The sequence below is a fragment of the Pseudomonas sp. Lz4W genome (assembly GCF_000346225.2).
GTDB classification, from domain to species: Bacteria; Pseudomonadota; Gammaproteobacteria; order Pseudomonadales; family Pseudomonadaceae; genus Aquipseudomonas; species Aquipseudomonas paraversuta.
Genome location: NZ_CP017432.1, coordinates 679750 through 704544, shown reverse-complemented (window position 1 = coordinate 704544; position 24795 = coordinate 679750). Strand labels below are relative to the sequence as shown.

Genomic DNA, 24795 nt, shown 5'->3' with positions numbered 1-24795 from the left:
GGCTAGAGGGCCGGGGAGCAAATTCTAAATAGAAAGGTCGCAACTACCTGATTGAAATAAAAGTCTGGCATTAAGGCATCTGAGGGGGTATCGACCGCAAGTTTCCGCGCTTTTTATAAAACTATCGGCACTTGAGCCGGTCGATTAAACAGCCAATAAGCATCACAGCAGGCAAGATCGGCAAGGCTGACTTACACTGCACTCACCAACTTCATATGTAACAAGGAATAACCTATGGGCGTGATAAGTGAGTTCAAGGCCTTCGCGGTCAAAGGGAATGTGGTCGACATGGCCGTCGGTATCATTATCGGCGCGGCATTCGGCAAAATCGTTTCATCCTTCGTTGGCGATGTAGTCATGCCACCTCTGGGTCTGTTGATCGGAGGTGTGGACTTCAGTGACCTGGCCATTACCCTCAAAGCCGCCGTTGGTGATGCACCTGCCGTGGTTGTGGCGTATGGCAAGTTCATCCAGAGCGTGATCGACTTCATCATCGTCGCGTTCGCCATCTTTATGGGCGTCAAGGCGATCAACCGCCTGAAGCGTGAAGAGGCTGTGGCTCCAAGCGCACCGCCCGTACCGACTGCCGAAGAAGTGCTGCTGAGCGAAATTCGCGATCTGCTCAAGGCGCAACACGATCGACCTTAACGATCCGATAAAAAAACGGCGCCTGCGGGCGCCGTTTTTTATGGCCGGCCGGTTACCAGTAGTTTTCAACCGCTACTTGCCCGGGACGGCGACTCAGGCTTAGTTGCAACCCCCGCGCTTTGAGCAACTTTCTGGTGTCATCGATCATTTGCGGATTGCCACACAACATCACCCTTGAATGTTCGGGCGTCAGGCTGATCTTTACCCGCTCTTCAAGTACTCCACTTTCAATCAATGTGGTAACTCGCCCGCTTAAAGCCCCCTCATGCTGCTCGCGCGTGACAATCGGCACATAGGTAAATTTATGTGCATATTCAGACAAGTAATCACGCTCAACCAGACCGGCAATCAAGCCCTGATAGGCCAGTTCTCTGGTTTCCCGCGCACTGTAAACCAGCACGATATGCTCAAACTTTTCCCATACTTCAAAGTCTTGCAGGATCGACAGAAATGGCGCGATGCCGGTCCCGGTCGCCAGCATCCACAGATTCTGCCCGTCAACGAAGCGGTCCAGGGTCAAAAAACCATAGGCCTGGCGCTCGACCAGCAGGGTATCGCCAACTTCCAGACGACTGAGCTCACTGGTGAACTCGCCTCCCGGCACGACAATGGAGAAGAACTCCAGGAACTCATCATGGGGTGAGGACGCCATTGAATAGGCCCGCCACACCGTGCTGCCATCGGCCTTGGTCACGCCCAGACGGGCGAATTGACCCGCAGTGAAACGAAAACCCGGGTCGCGGGTGGTACGCAACGTGAAAAGACCGGGGGTCAGCGGGGTAACCTCAAGCAGCGTCTGGCGGGTAAATTTTTCTGCACTGGCAGTCATGTCGCACTCCATTGGCTAGTGCAGTAGTGTCGCGCAAAGACAGACACAGGAACACCGACGGTTTGTGCTGGCTTTGCACCCACTGCCAGGCGGATGTTGCCCGCCGGGTAAACGCATCAGGTAATCCCCGGCAAAAAAAAGTAAAATCGCCTGCATCTGTAAAACCCACGGACGCCAGTGCTGCGAAGTGGCCCTGCGGCCCGGTTGCCACTGTTGATTCCCCAGAGTTTGTAAAAATGCCTGTGCTCGAAAGCCCTTTCGCCCAACTCCGCTTGATCCGCCAACCAGAACAGCAAAACGAGCCGCTACAGGCTTTCGACGCTGCGGACGAGTATTTGCTTAACCATCTGGCCGAACAGGGTCTGCCCGCCAACAGCCGGGTTCTGGTGCTCAATGACAGTTTCGGGGCCCTGGCGATCAGTCTGGTGGCCAATATGCAGGTCACCAGCAGCAGCGACTCGTTCCTCGCCATCCAGGCCCTGGAAAAAAATCTGGTGCGCAATGGCCAGGCGTTCGATGCCGTCACGGTCATCCCCGCCAGCCAGCCTCTGGTTGGCCCTTTCGATTGTGTGCTGGTGCGCGTACCCAAAACCCTGGCCCTGCTCGAAGAGCAACTCATTCGGTTGCAAGGCCAGCTGGCCCCGGGCGCACAGGTGATTGCCGGCGCGATGATCAAGCATTTGCCCCGCGCGGCAGGTGATTTGCTGGAGCGTTATATCGGCCCGGTCCAGGCTTCGCTGGCCGTGAAAAAAGCCCGCTTGCTGATGGCCACCCCTGAAGCCAAAGAGCCGTTTACCTCGCCCTACCCTTCGCGCTACTTACTGGACGAACCGGCCATCGAGCTGCTCAACCATGCCAACGTCTTCTGCCGTGAAGGGCTGGACATCGGCACCCGTGCATTCCTGCCCCACCTTCCCAAAAACCTGGGCTCGGCCCGGGTAGCAGATCTGGGTTGCGGCAATGGCGTGCTGGCCATCGCCAGTGCCCTGAATAACCCGGATGCGCAGTACACGCTGGTCGATGAGTCGTTTATGGCCGTGCAGTCCGCTCGCGAAAACTGGCAGGCAGCGCTGGGGGAGCGTGAGGTAATAGTACGTGCCGCAGACGGCCTTGCAGGGCAAGAACCTGATTCGCTGGACGTCGTGCTGTGCAACCCGCCTTTTCACCAGCAGCAAGTGGTGGGCGACTTTCTGGCCTGGCGCATGTTTCAACAAGCCCGGGAAGCCCTGGTCGTCGGCGGCGCGCTGTATATCGTCGGCAATCGCCATCTGGGTTATCACAGCAAGCTGGCCAAACTGTTTCGCGGTGTTGAACAAGTGGCGGCTACGCCCAAGTTCGTCATTCTCAAGGCGCGCAAGTAAGCACAGCCCCCAGCGGGAGCAGCCGGGCCACGCTCCATTGCTCGCGCGCTTTTCAAGAAGGCAGTGCTCACTCTTTGATCAATATGGGCCTGGTAAAGAGCTCGCCCCTACTCCGGGCCGAGCCAGAGAATTACCCACAAACAAAAAAACCCTCCGTAGAGGGTTTTTTTATGAGTGGCGACCATCAGTGGCTTTTCATGCCCGCAGCGGTCATGAACAGTCGGATCAGCCAGGCGAATACGCCTAATGACGCCACACTGGCGGTCCAGATCACCAGCAGCCAGCCGACCCGTTGCCATAACGGCTTTTTCTCGGCCTCTTGCACCTCATGTAGATAGTCCTTGCCAGCCATGTTGCGGCCTCCTCTCGGAAAAAGGCTGCGACCATCAGGCCGCAGCGGCACTTCTAACTAGTGATAACCGTCTTCGTGGGTGACCTTGCCGCGGAACACGTAGTAGCTCCAGAAGGTGTAACCCAGAATGAACGGGATGATGAACAAGGTGCCCACCAGCATAAAGCCCTGGCTCTGCGGCGGTGCGGCAGCTTCCCAGATCGTGATTGATGGCGGGATGATGTACGGCCACAGGCTGATGCCCAAACCGCTGTAGCCCAGGAAAATCAACACCAGGGTCAACAGAAACGGCGTGTAGTTGGCGTTGCGGGCAATCGCTTTGAACAAACCGAACATCGTGAGCAACACCAGAATCGGTACCGGCAGGAACCAGAACAGATTTGGCAGGGTGAACCAGCGCGCAGCAATTTCAGAATGTGCCAAGGGTGTCCACAGGCTGACGATGCCCATCAACACCAGTACTGCCAGGGCCAGCGGGCGCCCCAGTTTGTGCATCTGCTGTTGCAGATCGCCCTGGGTTTTCATGATTAGCCAGGTACACCCCAGCAGGGCATAGGCCACGATCAGTGCAAGGCCGCAGAACACGGTAAAAGGAGAGAGCCAGTCCATGCCGCCCCCGGCGTACTCCCGGTTGACTACCGGTATGCCGTCAATGAAGGCCCCCAGTGCCACCCCCTGGAAAAACGTAGCCACCAGAGAACCGCCAATGAACGACTTGTCCCAGATATGACGTTTCTCGGGCCTGGCCTTGAAACGAAACTCAAAGGCCACACCGCGAAAGATCAGGCCCAGCAGCATCAGGATCAAAGGCAGGTACAAGGCTGACAATACGACCGCATAGGCCAGCGGGAAGGCGCCAAACAATGCCGCGCCGCCCAGCACCAGCCAGGTTTCGTTGCCGTCCCAGACGGGAGCAACAGTGTTCATCATCACATCGCGGTCACTTTCGCCCTTGATAAAGGGGAAGAGGATGCCGATCCCGAGATCGAAGCCATCCATGATCACGTACATCATGATCCCGAAGATGATGATGATTGCCCAGATAAGTGGCAGATCAATACCCATGACTCAATTCCCCTTAGTCAGGCTGTCGCTGTGGCCTTCATCCGTACCCTCGTGGGCAGCAGACAGAGGACGGGCAGGCGTGCGTGGCTGGCCTGGACCACCTTCGTTGTGTGTATCGCCTTCATGGGTAATCGGGCCTTTGCGTACCAGACGCATCATGTAGCCCAGACCCACACCGAACAGCGCGAAGTACACCAGCACAAACAGGACCAGCGTGATGCTCATTTGCGTAACGCTGTGATTGGACGACGCGTCGGCGGTGCGCATGAGCCCGTACACCACCCACGGTTGGCGACCGATCTCAGTGGTAAACCAGCCCATCAGAATCGCCACCAGACCCGACGGCCCCATCCACAACACCAGACGCAGGAACCAGCGGTTCTCGTACAGTGTCCCGGTCTTGCGCAGCCACAGGCTCCACAAGCCGATAAAGATCATCAGCATGCCCAGCGCAACCATGATCCGGAATGTGAAGAACACAATGGTCGAGTTCGGACGGTCCGCGGCCGGGAAGTCCTTCATTGCCGGGATCTGTTTGTCCAGACTGTGGGTCAGGATCAGGCTGCCCAGGTACGGCACTTCGATCTTGTAGTCCGTAGTCTCGGTTTTCATGTTCGGGATGCCAAACAGGATCAGCGGCGACGCTTCACCGGGTTTGTTCTCCCAGTGACCTTCGATCGCAGCGATTTTTACCGGTTGATACTCAAGAGTATTCAGGCCGTGGGCGTCGCCGATAAAGGCTTGCACCGGTGCCACCACCAGTGCCATCCACATCGCCATCGAGAGCATGCGGCGAATGGCGGGGGTGTTTCGGCCGCGCAGCAGGTGCCAGGCTGCCGAAGCGCCGACAAAGAACGCCGTGGCCAAAAAGGCAGCCGTGGCCATGTGCGCCAGACGGTAAGGAAAGGAAGGGTTGAAAATAACTGCCAGCCAGTCCACCGGAATAACCCGGCCATCAATGATTTCGAAGCCTTGCGGCGTCTGCATCCAGCTGTTGGACGCCAGAATCCAGAAGGTCGAAACCAATGTACCCAGGGCCACCATCACCGTGGAGAACATATGCATGCCGCGACCGACCCGGTTCCAGCCGAAAAGCATGACCCCCAGAAAACCGGCCTCAAGGAAGAATGCGGTGAGTACTTCATAAGTCAGCAAGGGGCCGGTAACGGCTCCGGCGAAGTCAGAGAACCTCGACCAGTTCGTGCCGAACTGATAGGCCATGACCAGCCCGGACACCACGCCCATCCCGAAGTTGACGGCAAATATCTTCGACCAAAAATGGTACAGGTCGCGGTAGGTGTCCTCACGGGTTTTCAGCCACATGCCTTCGAGCACCATGAGATAACTGGCAAGACCGATGGTAATGGCGGGAAAGATGATGTGAAACGACACGGTAAACGCGAACTGAATTCGGGCGAGATCCAGAGCCTCCAAACCGAACATAAGTCTTCCTCTATCAGGTATCAGGTGGTTCAGGACACAGAAGCGGCGCCTGTATCCAACTTCCCTGCCGATAATGGCCTCAGCGAATCGGTGTCCGCTTTTTCATCCACCACGCAAGGGGTCTGGCCGGCTGGCCATCCAGATAAACCGCAACGGGTTTTGACCTGGATCAAACATTGCTGAAAGAGTAGTCCATTCCCATCAGGGCGCTAATGTGGTTTGTTGCCGCGTGACATGATGTCCCAGGGCCAGTAATACACCCTTGCAGGAATTGAATGTTTTCTCGAAAAAGCCGCGGACAACAGAGTTTCAAGCCCCCTTCGCCTGGCCAATTCGAGTCATTATTTGTTACACAATGATGATAATCTCAATCTCCCCAGCCCTCTGCCCCGACCCTTTCAATGACCAGTCAAACGCTCCTGCTACGTCATCACCGGCCATTCGTGGCCTTCTGGTTCGCCCGCATCTTCACCGCCAGCGCCTTTCAAATGCTGACCGTGGCCATTGGCTGGAATGTCTACCAACTCACCGGCAATGTGATGGATCTGGGCTGGGTCGGGCTGATCGAGTTCGCACCGCGGGTGATGTTCATGCTGCACACCGGGCATGTGGCCGATCGCTATGATCGGCGCCGGGTGGCAGCCCTGTGCCAGACGCTGCAAGCCATGATTGCCCTGACCCTGGCCATCAGCAGTGCAACCGACCATATCAGCCGCGAGCTGATCTTTGTCCTGGCCTTTCTACTGGGGGGGGCCCGCTCATTTGAAATGCCCACCACCCAGGCATTGCTGCCCTCAATCGTGCCTATCGCCCTGTTCCCCAGGGCCGTGGCGGCCGCTCAAGCAGCCCAGCAGTCGGCCACCATCGTCGCACCGGCGCTGGGCGGATTGCTCTATGCGTTTGGCAGCGTCTGGGTCTACGGTCCCACGGTGGTGCTGTACCTCATAGCCGCGCTGTTGATGAGCAACCTGCCCGCGCGCCAGACTGCACTGAACAAAGGCAAGGCCACCCTGGACTCACTGTTGGCCGGCATTCGTTTTATTCGCAGCCGCCCGGACATCCTCGGCGCCATCTCCCTCGACCTGTTCGCGGTGTTGCTGGGCGGCGCCACCGCCTTGCTGCCGGTGTTTGCCAAAGACATCCTGCTCACCGGCCCATGGGGCCTGGGCATGTTGCGTTCGGCGCCTGCGGTTGGGGCCTTGCTGATGTCACTGTGGCTGGCCAGGTTCCCGGTCGAGCGCAAGGTGGGGCGCATCATGTTTACTGCCGTGGGGGTATTCGGTGTCGCCACCATCGCGTTCGGGCTGTCGACCTCGTTCTGGTTTTCGATGCTGGTGCTGGTGGTGCTGGGCGCGGCCGACATGATCAGCATGGTGATCCGTGCCTCGTTCGTGCAGCTGGAAACCCCGGATGAAATGCGCGGGCGCGTCAGTGCCGTCAATGGCTTGTTTATTGGCGCGTCCAACCAGTTGGGCGAATTTGAATCAGGGGCTACAGCGCACTGGCTGGGCACCGTGCCGGCGGTGGTGCTGGGCGGAGTCGGCACCCTGGTCGTCACGGGGCTGTGGATAAAACTGTTCCCCGGCCTGGCCAACCGCGACCGGATGGTGGAAGACAAACCACCTGCTCAGCCCTGATACCTGGGGCGCCACCCCTATATCCGGGCCGCCAGCGCATTGCATCGCGCCTTGCCGCAGAGCTGCTCGACCAGCGCGAGAGCAAATGCCAAAGCCGCCCCGCAACCCTGGGCGGTTATGCAGTTGCCATCCACCACCACCGGCTGGTCAATAAAGTTGCACCCCGAAAGCCGGTCACTGACCGATGGCAGACATGTCATGCGCCGCTGCTTGAGTACCCCGGCAGGCTGCAGCACCAGGGCAGGCGCCTCGGCAATGGCGGCGTAAAAACCGCCGGCCCGGGCCTGATCGGCCAGCATTTGCATTAAAGGCTGGTGAGCCGCCAGGTGCTCGCAGCCCACCGCACCACCGGGCAACACAATCAGGTCGAAAGCCTGGGCCAGCAGGTCAACCAGCATGCCGTCGGCTGTCAGGCGCGTGCCTCGGGCACAGGTCAACATGCGCCGGCCCTCGACACTGGCCACCACCACCTCGACCTCGGCACGGCGCAGAACATCGATCAAAGTCACGGTTTGCAGGTCGTCGACACCTTCAGCGACAGGAATCAGGGCTCTATAGGTCATAGGCTTTCTCGCACAGAGGAGCTATCAGCTTAGGTCAGCTTCGCCGCCATGGGTCTGGCTACTTTATATACAGCCTGGCGCCAAGCCGATTGTGCGGGGGCGTCAGGGAGGTGTTGCTGAACTGGAACCAGCCGCCCTGCCGGTTACCCAGATCGAAGCTGTACAGGTAGCCCACCGTAGTACCGGCACCATTACAGGTCACCAGCCCTTCACCCTGATTGCACACCGGGGTGCGAACGCCATCCACTTCCTGGCCGTCCAGGCTCACATTGGGCTGGCCGCCATAGCCGCGTTCAAGCACGTACACCTTGATGCCGGGAGCCTGATGGTCGCATTTGGTCTGTTCGCGACCATCGGACACATCCTCTACCGCGCAGGAAGCGGATACCACCTTGAGTATTTCGACGCGGCTCAAGGGCATCGCCGGTGCGGCGTTCAACGCAGCACTGAGCAACAGGCTAAAACAGACAAAAACAGGTTTGATCGTGCACTTCATGGCTTGCCCCCGATAACTGGCACGCAGTATGCCTGTGCCCTTGAGGTAACAAAACATGACGCCGCAGGGCATCCAAAGCAGCCAGACGTCCGAGCTGCTGGTATGATGCGCGGCTTTTTCCGACAGACAGAAATTCTCAGGCTATCAGGGTCTATTGACGCTTGGTCATGACACGCGCCCCGAGGGGACGACAGCCAAGGATCAACAGATCCCTAATCTGTGCTTTGCTGTTGAAAACGATTTAATCACGGCGCATTTGGCGCCACGGGGACTGGCATGCTGGAAAGGCTGTTTCAACTCAAAGCACACGACACCAATGTGCGTACCGAGATTCTTGCGGGTATCACCACCTTCCTGGCGATGGCCTACATTCTCTTCGTGAACCCGAGCATCCTCGGCGAAACGGGAATGGACAAAGGCGCGTTATTTGTCGCCACCTGTCTGGCAGCCGCCATCGGCTCGGCAACCATGGGCATCATCGCCAACTACCCGATTGCCCTGGCACCGGGCATGGGCCTGAACGCCTTCTTCACCTATACCGTGGTCCTGCACATGGGCCACACCTGGCAAGTGGCGCTGGGGGCGGTATTCATTTCGGCGGTGCTGTTCTTCCTGTTGTCGATCTTCCGTATCCGCGAATGGATCATCAACAGCATCCCGCTGCCGCTGCGCTCGGCCATTGCCGCCGGCATCGGCCTGTTCCTGGCGCTGATTGCGCTGGGTAACGCCGGTATCGTCGTCGCCAACAAAGCCACCCTGGTGGGCATGGGCGACCTGAGCCAGCCCAAAGTGATTCTCGCCTCTCTGGGCTTTGCCCTGATCGTAGGCCTTGAAGCCCTGAAAATGCGCGGTGCGGTACTGATCGGCATTCTGGCCGTGACCATTGCTTCGATTGCACTGGGTGTCACCGAATTTGGTGGCGTGGTGTCGATGCCGCCATCCCTGGCCCCGACCTTCCTGCAACTGGACATCAAAGGCGCACTGGACATCGGTCTGATCAGCGTGATCTTCGCCTTCCTGTTCGTTGATCTGTTCGACAACTCCGGCACCCTGATCGGCGTTGCCAAGCGCGCCGGCCTGATGGGCAAAGACGGGCACATGCCGAAAATGGGCCGCGCCCTGATCGCCGACAGCACCGCGGCCATGGCCGGTTCGTTGCTGGGTACCTCGACCACCACCAGCTACATCGAATCGGCAGCAGGCGTGAGCGCCGGCGGCCGTACCGGTCTGACCGCCATCGTGGTCGGCATCATGTTCCTGCTGGCGCTGTTCTTCTCGCCACTGGCCGCCAGCGTTCCGGCATTCGCTACCGCCCCTGCGCTGATGTTCGTCGCCGTATTGATGATGAGCGGCCTGGCCGAAATCGATTGGGACGACATCACCGTTGCCGCTCCGGTGGTGATCACCGCGCTGGCGATGCCGTTCACCTATTCCATCGCCAACGGCATCGCCTTCGGCTTTATTTCCTGGACCGTGATCAAGCTGCTGTCGGGCCGCGCGCGCGAGCTCAATGCACCGCTGATCATTCTGTCGATTCTGTTTGTGATCAAGCTGGGTTGGTTTAACGCATGAGTGCTTTGCCGTTCGATTCTGCTACCTACGCCATTGAGCTCGAAGCCAAGGCCAATCGCCTGCGCGAGCTGCTGGCGCCCTTCGATGCACCTGAACCCCAGGTGTTCGACTCGCCCCTCAAGCACTTTCGCCTGAGGGCCGAATTCCGCCTGTGGCGCGAAGGGGGCGAACGTCACTACGCCATGTTTGCGCCGGATGACAAGCGCACGCCGATCCTGATCGAAGACTTCCCGATTGCCAGCCTGCGCATCAATCAACTGATGCCGCAGCTCAAGGCCGCCTGGAAAGCCAGCTCGGCCTTGAGCCACAAGCTGTTCCAGGTAGAGTTCCAGACCACTCTGTCCGGCGATGCGATGGTCACATTGTGCTATCACCGCCCGCTGGACGAGCACTGGCAAACCGCTGCCGAGCAGTTGGCCAAAGACCTGGATATCAGCGTGATTGGCCGCTCCAAAGGTAAACGCGCGGTGATCGGCCGTGATCACGTGGTCGAGCAGCTGGAAGTGGCAGGCCGTACCTTCACTTATCAACAGCCCGAAGGTGCGTTCACCCAGCCAAACGGCACGGTCAACCAGAAGATGCTCAACTGGGCATACGACGCGTTGGGTGAACGTCAGGATGATCTGCTGGAGCTGTATTGCGGCAACGGCAACTTCACCCTGCCGCTGGCCACCCGCGTGCGCAAGGTGCTGGCTACCGAAATCAGCAAGACCTCGGTCTATGCCGCGCTGAACAATCTGCGCGACAACGCTGTGGATAACGTGACGCTGGTGCGACTGTCGGCCGAAGAGCTGACCGAGGCCCTGAACGAAGTACGTCCGTTCCGCCGCTTGCAGGGCATCGACCTGAAAAGCTACGAGTTCGGCAGCGTCTTCGTCGACCCGCCACGTGCGGGCATGGACCCGGACACCTGCGAGCTGACCCGACGCTTCGACAACATCCTGTACATCTCCTGCAACCCGGCCACCCTGGCGGAAAACATCGCCCAGCTGCATGATACCCACCGTATCGAACGTTGCGCCGTGTTCGACCAGTTCCCCTGGACCCACCACATGGAATCGGGCGTATTGCTGGTTCGCCGGTAACCGCCTGCATCACTCATTGGTAGCCCCTGCCCCCCGGCAGCGGCTACCAATAGTCTGCCGGGCATGCCCGGCGATCACGCCTGCAGATAGCGCAAAATCGAGTCAGTAATCATTTCGCGTTGGCGCTGTTTTATCTGGCTGTCAGACAAATCGATCTGAAAAATCTCACCCAGCGTGTAGCGATTCGACACCCGATAAAAACAGAAAGAACTCACCAGCAAATGCACGTCGAGCGCATTGAGCCCCGCACGGAACACTTTCTGCTCAACCCCGCGCTGCAAGATATCCTCCAGCGCATGCACGATTGTGTCGTTCAAGGCCTTGATACCTGACGAGCGCTTGATGTACTCGCCCTTGTGAATATTTTCGACGCTGACCATGCGTACAAAGTCCGCGTTAAGGTCATGGTGATCGAAGGTAAATTCCACCAGTTTGCGAATCGCCGGCACCGGCGCCAGCTCTTCGAGATGCAACTGGCCCTCAATGTGCCGGATCTCACCGTAGAGCTTCTCCAGCACTTCGACGTAGAGCTGCTCCTTGCTGCTGAAGTAGTAATAGATCATGCGCTTGGAGGTGTTGGTACGCTCCGCGATCGCGTCCACCCGGGCCCCCGCCAACCCCTGCTCCACGAACTCGGCAAGGGCTTCGTGCAGAATATTCTCGCGGGTCTTCTCCGGGTTGTTTTTACGGCTTTTACGCGGCTCGACAGCCGGGGCCGTGGCACCGCTGTCGACTTCTGGAATCTGGGTCATTAAAGGCTCACGGCCATCAGGGAATGCCCGCGATTATGGGCTGCCCCGTTCGTCGAAGGAAGTCGCCCGGCCTATAACTTGGCCTGACGTGCCGCGCCACTGCGGGATTTGGCCATTGCTGCCAGGCGAACTGCAACGTTGGCTGCGCCATAACCGGCATAGCCGTTTTTACGCTGCAACAGCTCAAAGAAAAAGCGCCCGGCAAAAGGCTCGGTGTACACGTGGAACAACTCACCGCCCTGGGCGTCACGGTCGTACAGCACGTTGAAGTAGGCCAGTTCGCTCAAGAACTCATCATCAAAATCAAAGCGCGCCGCCAGGTCGTCATAGTAGTTGAGCGGGATATCCAGCAGCGGTACCCCTGCGTCTTTCGCACGACTGACTTCGGCAAACAGATCGTCACACTCGAATGCAATGTGATGTACGCCGGAACCGCGATAGCTCGACAAGGCATGTGAGATAGCGGTGTTTCTGTTCTCGGAAATATTCAGCGGCAAGCGAATGGAGCTGCAGCGGCTGCGCAAGGCCCGGCTTTTTACCAGGCCATAGGGGTCAGGCAGTACCACTTCGTCATCGGCTTCGAAGTCCAGCAGGCTTTTATAGAACAGCACCCAGCTGTCGAGGCTGTCTGCAGGCAACGCCATTGCCATGTGGTCAATGCGTTTAAGTCCGCCCGACGCGGCCCGGGCAGGCGTGAGGTTGAAGTCCGACTGGTACAAGGGGTTGCCGGCGGCGTCCTGGTCCACCAGATAAATCAGGCTTCCATCCGGCGCCCGTACGGCCGCCAGCTCCAGCTCATTGGGGCCGACCAGGCCGCGATAGGGCTGACCTTTGTAGGCCACGGCCCGGGCCAGCGCGCTGGTGCTGTCCTGTACCCGTATTGCCGTGGCGCACAACGACGGCCCGTGGGCCTCGAAGAAGTTGTGGGCAAAGGAGTAAGGCTCAGCGTTGAGAATCAGATTGATATCGCCCTGGCGCAACAAGCTCACATTTTTCGAACGGTGCTGACCGGCCCTGGAGAACCCCAGACGCTCAAGCCATTGCGTCAACTGGGCGCCCTGACTGTCATCCACGGCAAATTCGAGAAACTCGATGCCGTCGTAGTCGCTCGCCTTTGGCGGCGCGAATAACGGCTCCAGCAGAGTTGCCGGTTCGGCCTGGCGAGCCAGACGCTCACGGGTTTTTTCTTCGAGATACAGCAGCGAGCGAAAGCCGTCGGCGGCATTGGCCCGGGTAGGCGCGGCACGAAAACCGTCGTTGAAGATTTCCAGCGACAAGGGACCTGTGTAGCCACTCTCAATGATCGGCGCCAAAAAGCCTGGCAGGTCGAATTCGCCCTGCCCCGGGAAGCAGCGGAAATGCCGGCTCCACTCCAGCACGTCCATCGCCAGCACCGGCGCATCGGCCATCTGCACGAAGAAGATCTTGTCTCCCGGGATCTGCGCGATGGCACTCGGATCGCCCTTGAGCGACAGGGTGTGGAAGCTGTCGAGCAGCACCCCCAGGTTCGGATGATCAATCTGCCGTACCAGGTCCCAGACCTGTTGCCAGGTATTGACGTGACGGCCCCAGGCCAGGGCCTCGTAGCCGATGCGTAAATTGCGCGCGCCGGCACGCTCGGCGAGCAGGCTCAGGTCATCCAGCAGAATCTGCCGCTCACCCAGGGCGTCAGCAGCGGCATTGCTGCACACCAGCACCAGGTCCGTGCCCAGTTCCTGCATCAAATCGAATTTGCGTTCGGCGCGGTCAAGGTTGCGGGCCAGACGATCGCGGCGGCAGCCTTCAAAGTCACGAAAGGGTTGAAACAGGCTGATGGCCAGGCCCAGGTCGGCACATATTTGGCGCACCTCGCGCGGACTGCCGTCATAATAAAGCAGGTCGTTTTCAAAGATCTCGACCCCGTCAAAACCTGCCGCCGCAATAGCGTCCAGTTTCTCCGGCAAGGTGCCGCTCAAAGAAACGGTGGCAATCGAACGCTTCATTTTTTACTCCCTGAATTGGCACAGCCTGCAAACGACAGCACTTCTTAATAGCCTGATTATTAAGGGCGCCCTATTATTGAGCAATCACTGTGTACTAAACGGTTAGTTTTGCGGGCGATTATCGAACACTATGGCCTATCTCGAATTGACGACTTTTTGTCCAGTCGCCACCATCAATCTGCTGCTCCAGCTTCACCACATAACAATTCCAAGAAACGGATAAACAACCATGGTCCCTTCTCAGACTGCACGTACCAAGCCTGCCCAAGGTCCACACGCGGGTATCGGCGACAAGATCCGCGGCACCATGGCGATCGGCAAGACCCGCTGGGGCATGCTCGCGCTGGTGTTTTTCGCCACCACCCTGAACTTCATCGACCGCGCCGCCCTGGGTGTGATGCAACCGATTCTGGCCAAAGAAATGAGCTGGACGGCGATGGACTACGCCAACATCAACTTCTGGTTTCAGGTGGGCTACGCCATCGGCTTCGTCCTGCAAGGCCGGCTGATTGACCGGGTGGGCGTAAAGCGGGTGTTCTTCTGCGCAGTGCTGCTCTGGAGCCTGGCCACTGGCGCCCATGGCCTTGCCACCTCGGCTGCCGGCTTCATGATCTGCCGCTTTATTCTCGGCTTGACCGAAGCGGCCAACTATCCGGCCTGCGTCAAGACCACGCGCCTGTGGTTTCCGGCCAGCGAGCGGGCGGTGGCCAGCGGCATTTTCAATGCCGGGACCAACGTCGGCGCCATGTTCACCCCGATGATGCTGCCACTGGTATTGCATGTATGGGGCTGGCAAGCCGCCTTTTTGTGCATGGCCGCACTGGGTGGCATCTGGCTGATTTTCTGGGGGTTGAAGTACTACAACCCTGAAGATCATCCGACTGTGTCCAAAGAGGAACTGAACTACATCCAGCAAGAAAAAGAGCCTGAACAGACCACCGTTTCTTTTGCAACCATCCTCAAGATGCGTGGCACCTGGGCATTCGCCCTGTCCTACGCCATGACGGCCCCGGTGTTCTGGTTCTACCTGTACTGGCTGCCGCCCTTCCTGAACCAGCAATACAACCTGGGGATCAGTGTCACGCAGATGGGTATCCCGCTGATCATCATTTACATCACTGCTGACTTCGGCAGCGTCGGTGGCGGGATTCTGTCTTCGGTGCTGATCAAGCGCGGCATGGCGGCGGTCAAGGCGCGCCTGGTGTCGATGCTGTTATGTGCGATCGCCATCATTGGCGTGGTGATGGCCGCAGGCTCCAGCCAGCTGTGGGTGGCTGTCGGCGCGATTGCCCTGGCACTCGGCGCACACCAGGCCTGGACGGCCAACGTGTGGAGCATGGTGATGGACTACACGCCGAAACACATGATGGGCACAGTGTTCGGCTTTGGCGGGATGTGTGCCGCCATCGGCGGCATGTTCATGACCCAGTTCGTCGGCTATGTACTGACCGTCACCAACAACAATTACACATTGTTGTTCACTATGATTCCGGCGATGTACTTCATTGCGTTAGTGTGGATGTACTTCATGGCTCCGCGAAAAATCCCACAAGTATAAAGAGCGGGCCAGACCTCCACACCCAGCACCACCTTGAGGTATTCGATGACAATGCCCACCCCCCTTTCAGGGGTTAACCAGCCTTTGAAAGGCATCTTGCTGATCGTGGCGGCCACGGCCCTGTTCTCCAGTCACGATGCACTGTCCAAATACCTCAGTGGCTTTTACCCGGTAGTGATGGTGGTGTGGGCCCGTTATCTGGTGCACACCCTGCTGATGGCGGGGATTTTCCTGCCGCAGTCGGGGCTGCGGGTCTTACGCAGCAAGCGCCCTTTGCTTCAGGTTCTAAGGGCGATATGCCTGCTGGGTTCAGGGCTGTTTTTCACCTACGGCCTGCTGTATATCCCACTGGCCGAAAACACCGCGGTCAACTTTCTGGCGCCGCTGCTGGTGGCAGCATTGTCCGGGCCCCTGCTGGGGGAGAAAGTTTCACTCGGCCAATGGCTGGCCGTGGTTTGCGGATTTATCGGGGTGGTGATCATTATTCATCCGGGCGGTGAGCTGTTCACCCCCGCGGTGTTATTACCGATGGCGGCAGCGCTGTGCTTCAGCTGCTATCAGATTCTCACCCGCAAACTCAGCCTGTACGACAGCCCCACCACCAGTAATTTCTTTGCCGGGTTATTCAATGTGCTGGTGATGAGTGCGCTGGTGCCGTTCTTCTGGCATACCCCGACTCTGGCCCACGGCCTGCAAATGCTTGCCCTGGGCGCGTTCGGCATGACCGCGCACTTGCTGTTGACCCAGTCTTTTCGAGTCGCCGCCCCGGCACTGCTGGCGCCATTCAGCTATTGCCAGATCGTGTTTTCCGGAATATTGGGCTGGTTGCTTTTTGATCACACGCCAGACTTCACCACCCGTATCGGCATCGCTATTATCTGCATCAGCGGTCTGGCAGCTGCCTTGCAGCAACGTCGCACACGGGCCTGAACACTCTTGTGCAGGAGCGGGCTTTAAAGAGCTCGCTCCTGCAGGGAATGTGTTGTTTACCGGGCCTTAGAAGTCGAAAAACACCGTTTCGTTTGGCCCCTGCAAGTAGATATCAAACCGGTAGGCCGGTTTGCCGTCCACTTCGCAGCGCCGGGCGATCAGGGTTTCGCGACGTTGCGGTTGCTCAATCAGGTTGAGCACCGGGCATTTGCCATTGGCTTCAGGCTCGTCGCTGAAGTACAGGCGGGTTTGCAGGTGGATGTTGATGCCCCGGGCAAACAACGACACGTTGATGTGCGGCGCCATGGGCACGCCGGCTGCGTTGTTCACCACCCCCGGTTTGATGGTGTTCAGCGTCCACTCACCGGCATCAAAGGTGGTGGCGGTACGACCGAAACTGTTGAAGGCCTTTTCCGAGTCAAAGTCTTCGTCGTAGACCCCTTCATGGTTGGCTTGCCACAGCTCCAGAAAGGAGTCGCGCACCAGATGGCCATTACCATCGTGCACGTTGCCCAGCAGCAAGATGTGCTCGCCCGGGGCGCCGGGCTTGGCCATTTCGCTCCAGATTTCCACGGGCCGTGCCGGGTTGCCGGCCGCGGCCAGTGCCAGACCGATATGCACATAAGGGCCAGCCGTTTGCGATGGGGTTTCCTGCAGCAGTTCGATAGGCATGACGGGCTCCTCAGCAGTTTTCGAAGTGAGTCTTGCGCTGACCGCGCAGCACGATATCAAAGCGATACGCCAGGCAATCCATTGGATTGGCCGCGCCCATGTCCAGCCGCGCAATCAGGCTTTGCACGGCGTCAGGATTGGCAATCGACTTGACGATCGGGCACATCGGGATCAACGGATCACCCTCGAAATACAGCTGGGTAATCAGGCGCGTCGCTATGGAAGGGCCACTGATGGAAACGTGGATATGCGCCGGGCGCCAGTCATTGGGGCCGTTACGCCAAGGATAGGGCCCCGGTTTTACGGTGCGGAAACTGTAGTAGCCCTGACTGTCGGTGAGGGTACGACCCACGCCACCAAAATTGGGGTCAAGGGGTGCCAGATAACGGTCATTCTTGTGGCGATAACGGCCACCGGCGTTGGCTTGCCAGAGCTCGACCAGCGTGTGGGGAATCGGCTTGCCATACTGGTCGCATACCCGACCCGCCAGCAGAATCCGCTCGCCCACCGGCAAACCGCCGTTGTTGAAGTTCAACAGCAGGTCATTGTCGAACTTGCCCAGTTGCAGGTGGGAAAAGTCAGGGCCACTGGTTTCACTGACCGATTGCGGGATGCTCACCAGCGCCTGCCGCGGCGAACGGGCAATGGAGGTTTTGTAATCGGGGGTCAGGGCTTTGGGGTGCCAGTTGCGGTCACGGATGACAAAACGCCGGCTGTCTGCATCAGACATGTCGATCTCCTGTTGTTTTTATAAAGGCCAGGCCCCTCCCTCGCTCCGACAAAAGCCAGGGCGGGGGGCAGGCAGATAGTGGTCATTTTCAAACAACAGGCAGGCAAGGACTACTGAAAAGCCAGACTCAACCCATAACCATACGGTTATGGATAAATACCCTCGCAGTAGGCCTGCCCCAGCTCCCGCAGCACCTCGACACAGCCCTGTGCCGCCACCGACATTGGTACATGGGCGTTGCTGCAAATACCGATCGAGCCCCCGGGTTCGCGCTGGCCGAGGTCGACTTCTTGCAGTTCACCACTCGCCAGATCCAGGCGCACAGCGTCCAGCGGCGCTATCCAGACCGCATCGTTATGCAGCACATAACGCCGGCTCAAGGTAATCGACAGGGTTTCCAGACGCTGACGGGACTGGCTGATACCGCACTGTACGAACAGGCTGTCGGCAAAGGCGCGGATGGTGGTATTGGCCAGCGGCAGTACCAGCGGATAGTGTTCCAGCCGACTGCGATCCAGCGGCAATTGCGTCAGCGGATGGCCGGCGCGCACCACCAGGGTCATGGATTCGCTGTAAAGATGTTCAAAATTCATCCCCTGAATTTCCGGACTATCTGTCATCCGCCCCACCACCAGATCGACATCTCCCACCCGCAATTGCGATAACAGGTAGGCACTCGGCCCCGTCACCACACTCACCACCAGTGACGAGTGCCGCGCATGCAGGCGGCTCACCAGTTCGGGTATCAGCAGGCTTTCAACGGTCGACAACACGCCAAGGCGTACCGTCCCGCCCGCATATTCGCCCCCGCGCAAGGCATTCACCCCTTCGCGCAGGGCCTGCACCGAGGGCGTCGCATAGCGCAGGAAGGCCACACCGGCTTCGGTCAGGCTGACCCCGGTTTTGCTGCGCACAAACAGGCTGACCGTCAGTAGCTGTTCCAGCTCCTTGAGGGTTTTTGACATGGCCGGCTGACTCACCGCCAGCACATCCGCCGCCCGCGCCAGACTGCCCTGACGTGCCATCTCCAGAAAGCACACCAGGTGCCGGTATTTGATGCGGGTATCAATGTTCACAGGGCTGACAACTCCGGGGCGAGGACAGGCGGTATTCAACCACTTCAGCGCGGGGCCCGGAACTCTATTCAGGCACTGGCGGTCTTTTTGCCGGGCCGGGCTAATCTGTCACCCGTGCCGACACCTGCTTTTACCTTGCCTGGCGCGGTAACTGCCATACTCCTTGCGCTCTTGAAAGGCGTCTGACAACCGGTCTGGCGAAGCCCCGGCTCAGCAACAACACTATCAACAGGATTTATCAGAGGATTGCCCCATGCTTTGGAAAAAAGGCCGACGCAGCGACAACGTGGAAGACGTGCGCGATCAAAGCACCGGGGGCGGCGGGATGCGCATTGGCGGTGGCAAAGGCCTGAGCCTGATGGCGGTGGTGGTGATTGTCGGGTTCGGCTTGTTGACCGGCCAGGACCCGATGCAAATCCTTGGGCAACTCAGTGGCCAGCTCAGCGAGCAATCCTCGCCCCAGGTCACCCAGCAAGCCGGGCATGCGCCGCCGGCCAATGATCAACAGGCCGACTTCGTGCGCGCGGTGCTGGGCGATACCGAGGACACCTGGCGTCAGATTTTTCAACAGGCCGGCCGTACCTATAAAGACCCGACCCTCGTGCTGTTTCGCGGCCAGGTGAATTCAGCCTGCGGTTTTGCTTCGGCAGCCACCGGGCCGTTTTACTGCCCGGCGGACCAAAAGGTTTACCTGGACATGAGTTTCTTCCAGGAAATGTCCCAGCGCTTCAAGGCCGGTGGCGACTTCGCCCAGGCCTATGTGATCGCCCACGAGGTAGGCCATCACGTGCAGACCCTGCTGGGTATCTCGTCAAAAATGCAAATGGCCCGTCAACAAGGCCAGCGCATGGAGGGTGCAGGTGGATTGCTGGTGCGCCAGGAACTGCAAGCCGACTGCCTGGCGGGGGTTTGGGCCAACCATGCGCAAAAGCGCCTGAACTGGCTTGAGCCGGGGGATGTCGAGCAAGCCCTGAACGCCGCCAATGCCATCGGCGACGATCGCCTGCAGCAACAAAGCCAGGGCCGTGTAGTGCCGGACTCCTTTACCCACGGCACGTCGGCGCAACGGGTGAAGTGGTTCAAGACCGGTTTCGCCCAAGGTGATATCAACCAGTGCGACACCTTTTCGGCAGCAAGGCTGTAAATGGGCACACGCCTGATGGTTTCGATGCTCGGGCTGCTGCTGGTCTGCACGGCGGCACGGGCTGCAGAACAGGGGGTCAGGGAACTGAGCCCCGAGCATCTGCAAATCGGCACCGCACAACTGGCGCTGGGCTTGAGCCAGGACTGGCAACAGCCGCTCCCCCAGGTGCAGCGGGCCCTGATTGTGATCCATGGCCGTTTGCGCAATGCCCAGACCTACCTGCACAGCGTTGAACAGGCGGCGACCCGGGCCGGACAGTTATCCACAACCCTGATCATCGCCCCACAGTTTTTGAATGAAAGCGACACTGCCCGCCATAGCCTGCCCGCCGATATATTGCGCTGGCACGCCAATGACTGGATGGCCGGCGCACCCGCCACAAGTCCTGCGCCCCTCAGTTCTTATGCGGCGCTGGATCAGATCCTGGAGCGTCTTGCTGATGGTAAACGCTATCCGGCCCTGCGCGAGATAGTGGTCGCCGGACACTCGGGAGGCGCGCAAGTGGTGCAGCGCTACGCACTGACAACCCGGGCTGGCAAAGCGCTGCAGGAGCAGGGGATCAAGCTGCGCTATGTGATTGCCAACCCTTCGTCCTACGCCTATTTCAATGCGCAGCGACCGATCCCCACCTTCGATCCGGCCAGTTGCCCGGGTTTCAATAGCTGGAAATACGGGCTCCAGCACCTGCCAGCCTACGCCCGGGGAGAAAGCCCCGAGCAACTGGAACAGGCCTATGTCGGACGTGACATTACCTACTTGCTCGGAGCCAAAGACATCGACCCCAACCACCCGGCCCTCGACAAGGGTTGCGAGGCCGAGGCCCAGGGCGCGTTCAGGCTGGTGCGGGGCAAGAATTACTTCGAGTATCTGACCCAGCGCCATCCGCAGGGGCTCAATCAGCGACTGATAGAAGTGCCCGGGGTCGGGCACAACGGCGACCGGATGTTCACCTCCCCCGAGGGGCAAAAGGTGTTGTTCGGCGAGCAACCTTCCCCCCCATGAACCTGTAACTGCAAAGAGCTCGCGAGACAAGCTCGCTCCTACAGGGGGTGTGCAGTGCAAACATGCGGCAGATCCCAGCCCTCACCCTCCAGACCGGAAGGCACCCCATGCAGGAGGCTGCAATTGCACCTGTAGGAGCGAGCTTGCTCGCGAGCTTTTCAACGCGGCCGCGAAGAGCTCGCGAGACAAGCTCGCTCCTACAGGGGTTGTGCAGTGCAAACATGCGGCAGATCCCAGCCCTCACCGTCCAGACCGGAAAGCACCACATGCAAGTGGCTGCAATTGCATCTGTAGGAGCGAGCTTGTCTCGCGAGCTTTTCAAGCAGCAAAGAGCTTGCTCGCGAGCTTTTCAACCAAACCACGAAGAGCTCGCGAGACAAGGGTTGTGCAGCGCAAACATGCGGCAGATCGCAGCCCTCACTGTCCAGACCGGAAAGCACCCCATTCAGGAGGCTGCAATTGCACCTGTAGGAGCGAGCTTGCTCGCGAGCTTTTCAACCAAACCGCGAAGAGCTCGCTTCTACAGGGTCAGGCGATAAGCTTGCGCAGTTCGAAACAGTCCCGGGCATGCCAGTCGGTCAGTTCCGGCCAAGGATTTTCGGGCACGTTGACCAGTACCGTTTTACTGCCCGCCGCACGACCACAATCCAGGTCAAAACGATAATCCCCCACCATCACCATCTGTGACGGATCGACCTCCCATGCCCGGGCCAGTTGCAACAGGCCGTCGGGGTCGGGTTTGTGCGCAGCATTGTCGCGCCCCAGAACATCCTCTGGCGCAAAAAGCGGGGCCAGACCAATGGCCTCCAAGGTGATATGCGCCAGCTCCCGGGCATTGCGGGTCAGCACTCCCAGGCGACAACCGCGGGCCGCCAGCTCGCGCACCAACTCTACCGCCCCGGGTGCCGGGGTTGAGGCCAGTGCCAGTTCACGCTCGTGCTCCAGCAACCATGCGTGCTTGGCTTGCGCCTCGTGGGCAGGCAAGCCGTTGAGGTGGGTCAAAATATCCACTTGCACAGGGATGTCCAGCGCCCGACGAATCGCGTCAAAGTCATGCACCGCGACGGTCAAAGTACCGTCCATATCAAAAACCCAGTGTTTTACTTCCTTGAGTGTCATGCCCAGTCCTTACGATGACGAATCAAACCTTCTTGTGTGACAGACGCAACCAGCTGGCCGGCGCGGTTAAAGACGCTACCCCGGGAAAACCCGCGTGAATTTCCCGCCCACGGGCTGTCCATGGCGTACAGCAACCAGTCGTCGGCACGCAGGTCCTGGTGGAACCACAGCGCGTGATCAAGGCTGGCTACCTGCATGTCCTTTTGCCACACGCCTTTGCCATGGGGCAGCAGCGAAGTGGTCAGCAAACCGAAGTCCGAGGCATAGGCCAGCAGGTATTTGTGCAGCGCCGGCGAGTCAGCCAGTGCGCCATCGGCACGAAACCAGACGTACTTGATCGGGTCGGTGATCTTGGGGTTGAACGGGTCTTCGCCCACCACCGGACGAAATTCGATGGGTTTGGCGCACAGCAACTTTTCACGCATCGATTCGGGGATCAGATGCGCACGCTGACGAATCATTTCGAGTTCCGAAGGCAGGTTTTCCGGGCCCACCACATCGGGCATCGGAGTCTGGTGCTCAAAGCCGCCTTCGTCGTACTGGAATGAAGCGCTACAGGTGAAAATCGGCTGACCCTTCTGGATCGCGGTCACCCGGCGCGTGCTGAAACTGCCGCCATCGCGCACCCGGTCCACCTGATAGACCACCGGCAACCCGGCATCCCCCGGGCGCAAAAAGTAGCCGTGCATCGAGTGCACGTGCCGCGCGTCTTCGACTGTCTGGCTCATGGCCGACAACGATTGTCCGAGCACTTGACCGCCGAACAACTGGCGAAAGCCCAAGTCCTGACTGCTACCGCGAAAGAGGTTCTCTTCGATCGGTTCCAGGGTCAGTAAATTGACCAGATCTTCCAACACTTGGCTCATTCGGATTCTCCTCACACAGAGCAATACCGGGGTAGCCTTGGCTACGCCGGACAACAAAATTCTGGCTTTCGCCGCTCTCGGCCTGCCTAGCCGTGCAGGGTTTCCAGCCACTGTGCCCGCGTAATGCGATACAGCACATGTGACCTTAGCGGATGCCCTTCAGGCAGCCGGGGATGTTCAAAGTCACCGTCCGGATCGTGCTGCATGCCGATCGCCTGCATGACCTTTTGCGACGGCAGGTTCAACTGGCTGGTAAATGACACCACCTGATCCAGTGCCAATCGGTCAAAGGCGCAGCGCAGCGCCGCCCAGGCCGCCTCGCTGGCATAGCCCAGGCCCCAGTGTTCCGGGGCCAGGCGCCAGCCAATTTCCACGGCCGGCGTGAAAGGTGCGGCAAAATTGACATTGGACAACCCGGTGAAACCGATGAAGGCCCCGGTATCCTTGCGCTCCAGCGCCCACAATCCGTAGCCGTATTCGGCAAAGTGACCACGAATCCGGCCTATCAGCGCGGCACTTTCCAGACGGCTCAAGGGCGCAGGAAAATAGCGCATCACCTGAGGGTCGGCAGACATCGCAGCGAACTCGGGCAAATCTGTGTCGCGCCACGGGCGTAACCGCAAACGGGCACTTTCGAGCTCTTTAATCTGCTCCATCTGTTATCTCCGATTTGTTACCGGGCTTTTCGAATACCTCGCAGTGTACAGCGCTGTTAATATCAAACGCTCGTTCGGTGCGAAATCCCATGCCTTTACCTCTGATTTACCACGATGACTACAGCCCTGAGTTCCCGGCGGAACATCGCTTCCCGATGGACAAGTTCCGCCTGCTGCGCGATCACCTGGTCCAGTCCGGGCTGACCCGCGACGCCGATTTGCTGCGCCCCGAACTGTGCCCTGTGGATATCCTCGCCCTCGCCCATGACCGCGCCTACATCGAGCGTTACATGGCCGGTGAACTGGCCCGCGAGGACCAGCGACGCCTGGGCCTGCCCTGGAGTGAAGCGCTGGCACGCCGCACCATCCGCGCGGTCGGCGGCTCGTTGCTGGCGGCCGAACAGGCCCTTGAGCACGGGCTGGCCTGTCATCTGGCAGGTGGCACTCATCACGCCCACTACGACCACCCTGCGGGCTTCTGCATCTTCAATGATCTGGCAGTCATCAGCCGCTATCTACTGGAAAGCGGCCGGGTAAACCGGGTATTGATCTTCGATTGCGATGTACACCAGGGCGATGGCACGGCCCGGATTCTTGAACATACGCCGGATGCAATTACCGTTTCCCTGCACTGCGAAAAGAATTTTCCGGCACGCAAGGCACAAAGCGACTGGGACATTGGCCTGCCCATGGGCATGGGGGATGCCGAATATCTGCAAGTGGTGGATGACGCGCTCAATTACCTGCTGGCGCTGTATCAGCCCGATCTGGTGCTGTACGACGCCGGTGTCGATGTGCACAAGGACGATGCCCTGGGCTATTTGAAGCTGACCGATGCCGGCGTCGCCGCCCGCGATGAGAGCGTGATGCGCCACTGCCTGGGACGGGATATTCCAGTCGTCGGTGTTATAGGCGGCGGTTACAGCAAAGATCGCAAAGCCCTGGCCCGACGCCACGGGATCCTGCACCACAGTGCACAAAAGGTCTGGCTGTCTTCCGGCTGCTACTAATTACCCACAATGCCTGTGGAACTGCCTGTGGATAACCTGAGTGAAAGCTCTTGCAGGCCACGTAGTCTATGGGCTGCAGAGAGCTGTATGTTTTTCATACAGACAACATCCATCTTCTGTGGGCGCCGGCTTGCCAGCCATGCAGGCGACACAATTGGCTCTATCCTGGCATCGATGGCATCGCTGGCAAGCCAGCGCCCACAAGGCCAACCCAACCCCTGCAGGGGCAGCGGTCTTGCAGGGCATA

Annotated in this window: 24 protein-coding genes; 10 read left to right on the top strand and 14 right to left on the bottom strand. The window is 59.1% G+C overall.

The features are described 5' to 3' along the window. Positions 1-234: 234 nt before the first annotated feature. A complete protein-coding gene (mscL, locus tag B195_RS03410) occupies positions 235-648 on the top strand; it encodes a large-conductance mechanosensitive channel protein MscL (protein ID WP_003443977.1) in 414 nt (137 codons plus the stop codon). A gap of 52 nt (positions 649-700) precedes the next feature. Here the strand turns inward: mscL and B195_RS03405 are convergent, their stop codons facing one another. Then, on the bottom strand, positions 701-1477 hold the full coding sequence (locus B195_RS03405; protein ID WP_003443979.1) for a ferredoxin--NADP reductase: 777 nt from the start codon (positions 1475-1477) through the stop codon (positions 701-703). 236 nt (positions 1478-1713) lie between these two features. Between B195_RS03405 and B195_RS03400 the strand changes: the two genes are divergently transcribed. After that, positions 1714-2838: a class I SAM-dependent methyltransferase gene (locus B195_RS03400; protein ID WP_003443981.1), complete on the top strand. Its 1125-nt coding sequence runs from the start codon at positions 1714-1716 to the stop codon at positions 2836-2838. Positions 2839-3022: 184 nt separating this feature from the next. Here B195_RS03400 and B195_RS03395 read toward each other — a convergent pair whose 3' ends face one another. Genes B195_RS03395 through B195_RS03385 form a run of 3 tightly spaced genes read right to left on the bottom strand, consistent with a single transcriptional unit; the run spans position 3023 to position 5698 of the window. Further along, on the bottom strand, positions 3023-3190 hold the full coding sequence (locus B195_RS03395) for a DUF2474 domain-containing protein (RefSeq protein WP_003443983.1): 168 nt from the start codon (positions 3188-3190) through the stop codon (positions 3023-3025). A gap of 57 nt (positions 3191-3247) precedes the next feature. Then, positions 3248-4255 (bottom strand): cytochrome d ubiquinol oxidase subunit II, encoded by a 1008-nt coding sequence (cydB, locus tag B195_RS03390; RefSeq protein ID WP_003443985.1) that lies wholly within the window; start codon positions 4253-4255, stop codon positions 3248-3250. Between the two features lie 3 nt (positions 4256-4258). Next, positions 4259-5698, bottom strand: coding sequence for a cytochrome ubiquinol oxidase subunit I (locus B195_RS03385; protein ID WP_003443987.1), 1440 nt, complete (start codon positions 5696-5698; stop codon positions 4259-4261). Positions 5699-6099: 401 nt separating this feature from the next. Here B195_RS03385 and B195_RS03380 point away from each other — a divergent pair, with 401 nt between their 5' ends. Continuing rightward, entirely contained in the window at positions 6100-7335 is a 1236-nt protein-coding gene (locus B195_RS03380) for an MFS transporter (protein ID WP_003443989.1), read from the top strand. A gap of 17 nt (positions 7336-7352) precedes the next feature. Here the strand turns inward: B195_RS03380 and B195_RS03375 are convergent, their stop codons facing one another. Next, the gene (locus B195_RS03375; RefSeq protein WP_003443991.1) at positions 7353-7898 is read right to left on the bottom strand and encodes a DJ-1 family glyoxalase III; all 546 of its coding nucleotides are present in this window, start codon (positions 7896-7898) and stop codon (positions 7353-7355) included. 58 nt (positions 7899-7956) lie between these two features. Next, positions 7957-8394 (bottom strand): DUF4879 domain-containing protein, encoded by a 438-nt coding sequence (locus B195_RS03370; protein WP_037001613.1) that lies wholly within the window; start codon positions 8392-8394, stop codon positions 7957-7959. A 276-nt stretch (positions 8395-8670) separates the two neighbouring features. On the opposite strand from B195_RS03370, the gene B195_RS03365 reads away from it, so the two are divergent. Then, positions 8671-9966 carry an NCS2 family permease gene (locus tag B195_RS03365; protein ID WP_003443995.1) on the top strand — a complete coding sequence of 432 codons (1296 nt, stop codon included), beginning with the start codon at positions 8671-8673 and terminating at the stop codon, positions 9964-9966. Further along, complete coding sequence (gene trmA, locus B195_RS03360) at positions 9963-11051, top strand: tRNA (uridine(54)-C5)-methyltransferase TrmA (RefSeq protein ID WP_003443997.1); 1089 nt, start codon at positions 9963-9965, stop codon at positions 11049-11051. Before B195_RS03365 ends, trmA begins: the two co-directional genes overlap by 4 nt. Positions 11052-11125: 74 nt before the next feature. On the opposite strand, the gene B195_RS03355 is transcribed toward trmA, so the two are convergent. Together B195_RS03355 and quiC are read right to left on the bottom strand one after the other, a co-directional pair. Then, positions 11126-11803, bottom strand: a complete 678-nt coding sequence (locus B195_RS03355) for a TetR/AcrR family transcriptional regulator (protein WP_003443999.1) — start codon at positions 11801-11803, stop codon at positions 11126-11128. 71 nt (positions 11804-11874) lie between these two features. Then, entirely contained in the window at positions 11875-13785 is a 1911-nt protein-coding gene (quiC, locus tag B195_RS03350) for a 3-dehydroshikimate dehydratase QuiC (RefSeq protein ID WP_003444001.1), read from the bottom strand. A 229-nt stretch (positions 13786-14014) separates the two neighbouring features. Between quiC and B195_RS03345 the strand changes: the two genes are divergently transcribed. Continuing rightward, complete coding sequence (locus tag B195_RS03345; protein WP_003444003.1) at positions 14015-15343, top strand: MFS transporter; 1329 nt, start codon at positions 14015-14017, stop codon at positions 15341-15343. A 45-nt stretch (positions 15344-15388) separates the two neighbouring features. Further along, a complete protein-coding gene (locus tag B195_RS03340) occupies positions 15389-16273 on the top strand; it encodes a DMT family transporter (protein WP_029612181.1) in 885 nt (294 codons plus the stop codon). A 66-nt stretch (positions 16274-16339) separates the two neighbouring features. Here the strand turns inward: B195_RS03340 and pcaG are convergent, their stop codons facing one another. From pcaG to pcaQ, 3 genes are all read right to left on the bottom strand, one after another. Beyond that, on the bottom strand, positions 16340-16945 hold the full coding sequence (gene pcaG / locus B195_RS03335) for a protocatechuate 3,4-dioxygenase subunit alpha (protein ID WP_003444007.1): 606 nt from the start codon (positions 16943-16945) through the stop codon (positions 16340-16342). Between the two features lie 10 nt (positions 16946-16955). Further along, positions 16956-17675: a protocatechuate 3,4-dioxygenase subunit beta gene (pcaH, locus tag B195_RS03330; protein WP_003444009.1), complete on the bottom strand. Its 720-nt coding sequence runs from the start codon at positions 17673-17675 to the stop codon at positions 16956-16958. Between the two features lie 146 nt (positions 17676-17821). Then, complete coding sequence (pcaQ, locus tag B195_RS03325; protein ID WP_003444011.1) at positions 17822-18751, bottom strand: pca operon transcription factor PcaQ; 930 nt, start codon at positions 18749-18751, stop codon at positions 17822-17824. A gap of 253 nt (positions 18752-19004) precedes the next feature. Here pcaQ and B195_RS03320 point away from each other — a divergent pair, with 253 nt between their 5' ends. Together B195_RS03320 and B195_RS03315 are read left to right on the top strand one after the other, a co-directional pair. Next, positions 19005-19895 (top strand): neutral zinc metallopeptidase, encoded by an 891-nt coding sequence (locus tag B195_RS03320; protein WP_003444013.1) that lies wholly within the window; start codon positions 19005-19007, stop codon positions 19893-19895. Continuing rightward, on the top strand, positions 19896-20897 hold the full coding sequence (locus B195_RS03315; protein WP_003444014.1) for an alpha/beta fold hydrolase: 1002 nt from the start codon (positions 19896-19898) through the stop codon (positions 20895-20897). 528 nt (positions 20898-21425) lie between these two features. On the opposite strand, the gene B195_RS03305 is transcribed toward B195_RS03315, so the two are convergent. From B195_RS03305 to B195_RS03295, 3 genes are all read right to left on the bottom strand, one after another. Then, positions 21426-22016 (bottom strand): HAD family hydrolase, encoded by a 591-nt coding sequence (locus B195_RS03305; RefSeq protein ID WP_003444020.1) that lies wholly within the window; start codon positions 22014-22016, stop codon positions 21426-21428. Continuing rightward, positions 22013-22882, bottom strand: a complete 870-nt coding sequence (tesB, locus tag B195_RS03300) for an acyl-CoA thioesterase II (protein ID WP_003444021.1) — start codon at positions 22880-22882, stop codon at positions 22013-22015. The genes B195_RS03305 and tesB overlap by 4 nt, the downstream gene beginning before the upstream one ends. An 86-nt stretch (positions 22883-22968) precedes the next feature. After that, positions 22969-23538, bottom strand: a complete 570-nt coding sequence (locus B195_RS03295) for a GNAT family N-acetyltransferase (RefSeq protein WP_003444023.1) — start codon at positions 23536-23538, stop codon at positions 22969-22971. Positions 23539-23627: 89 nt separating this feature from the next. Between B195_RS03295 and B195_RS03290 the strand changes: the two genes are divergently transcribed. After that, positions 23628-24548 carry a histone deacetylase gene (locus B195_RS03290; RefSeq protein WP_003444025.1) on the top strand — a complete coding sequence of 307 codons (921 nt, stop codon included), beginning with the start codon at positions 23628-23630 and terminating at the stop codon, positions 24546-24548. Positions 24549-24795 lie beyond the last annotated feature (247 nt).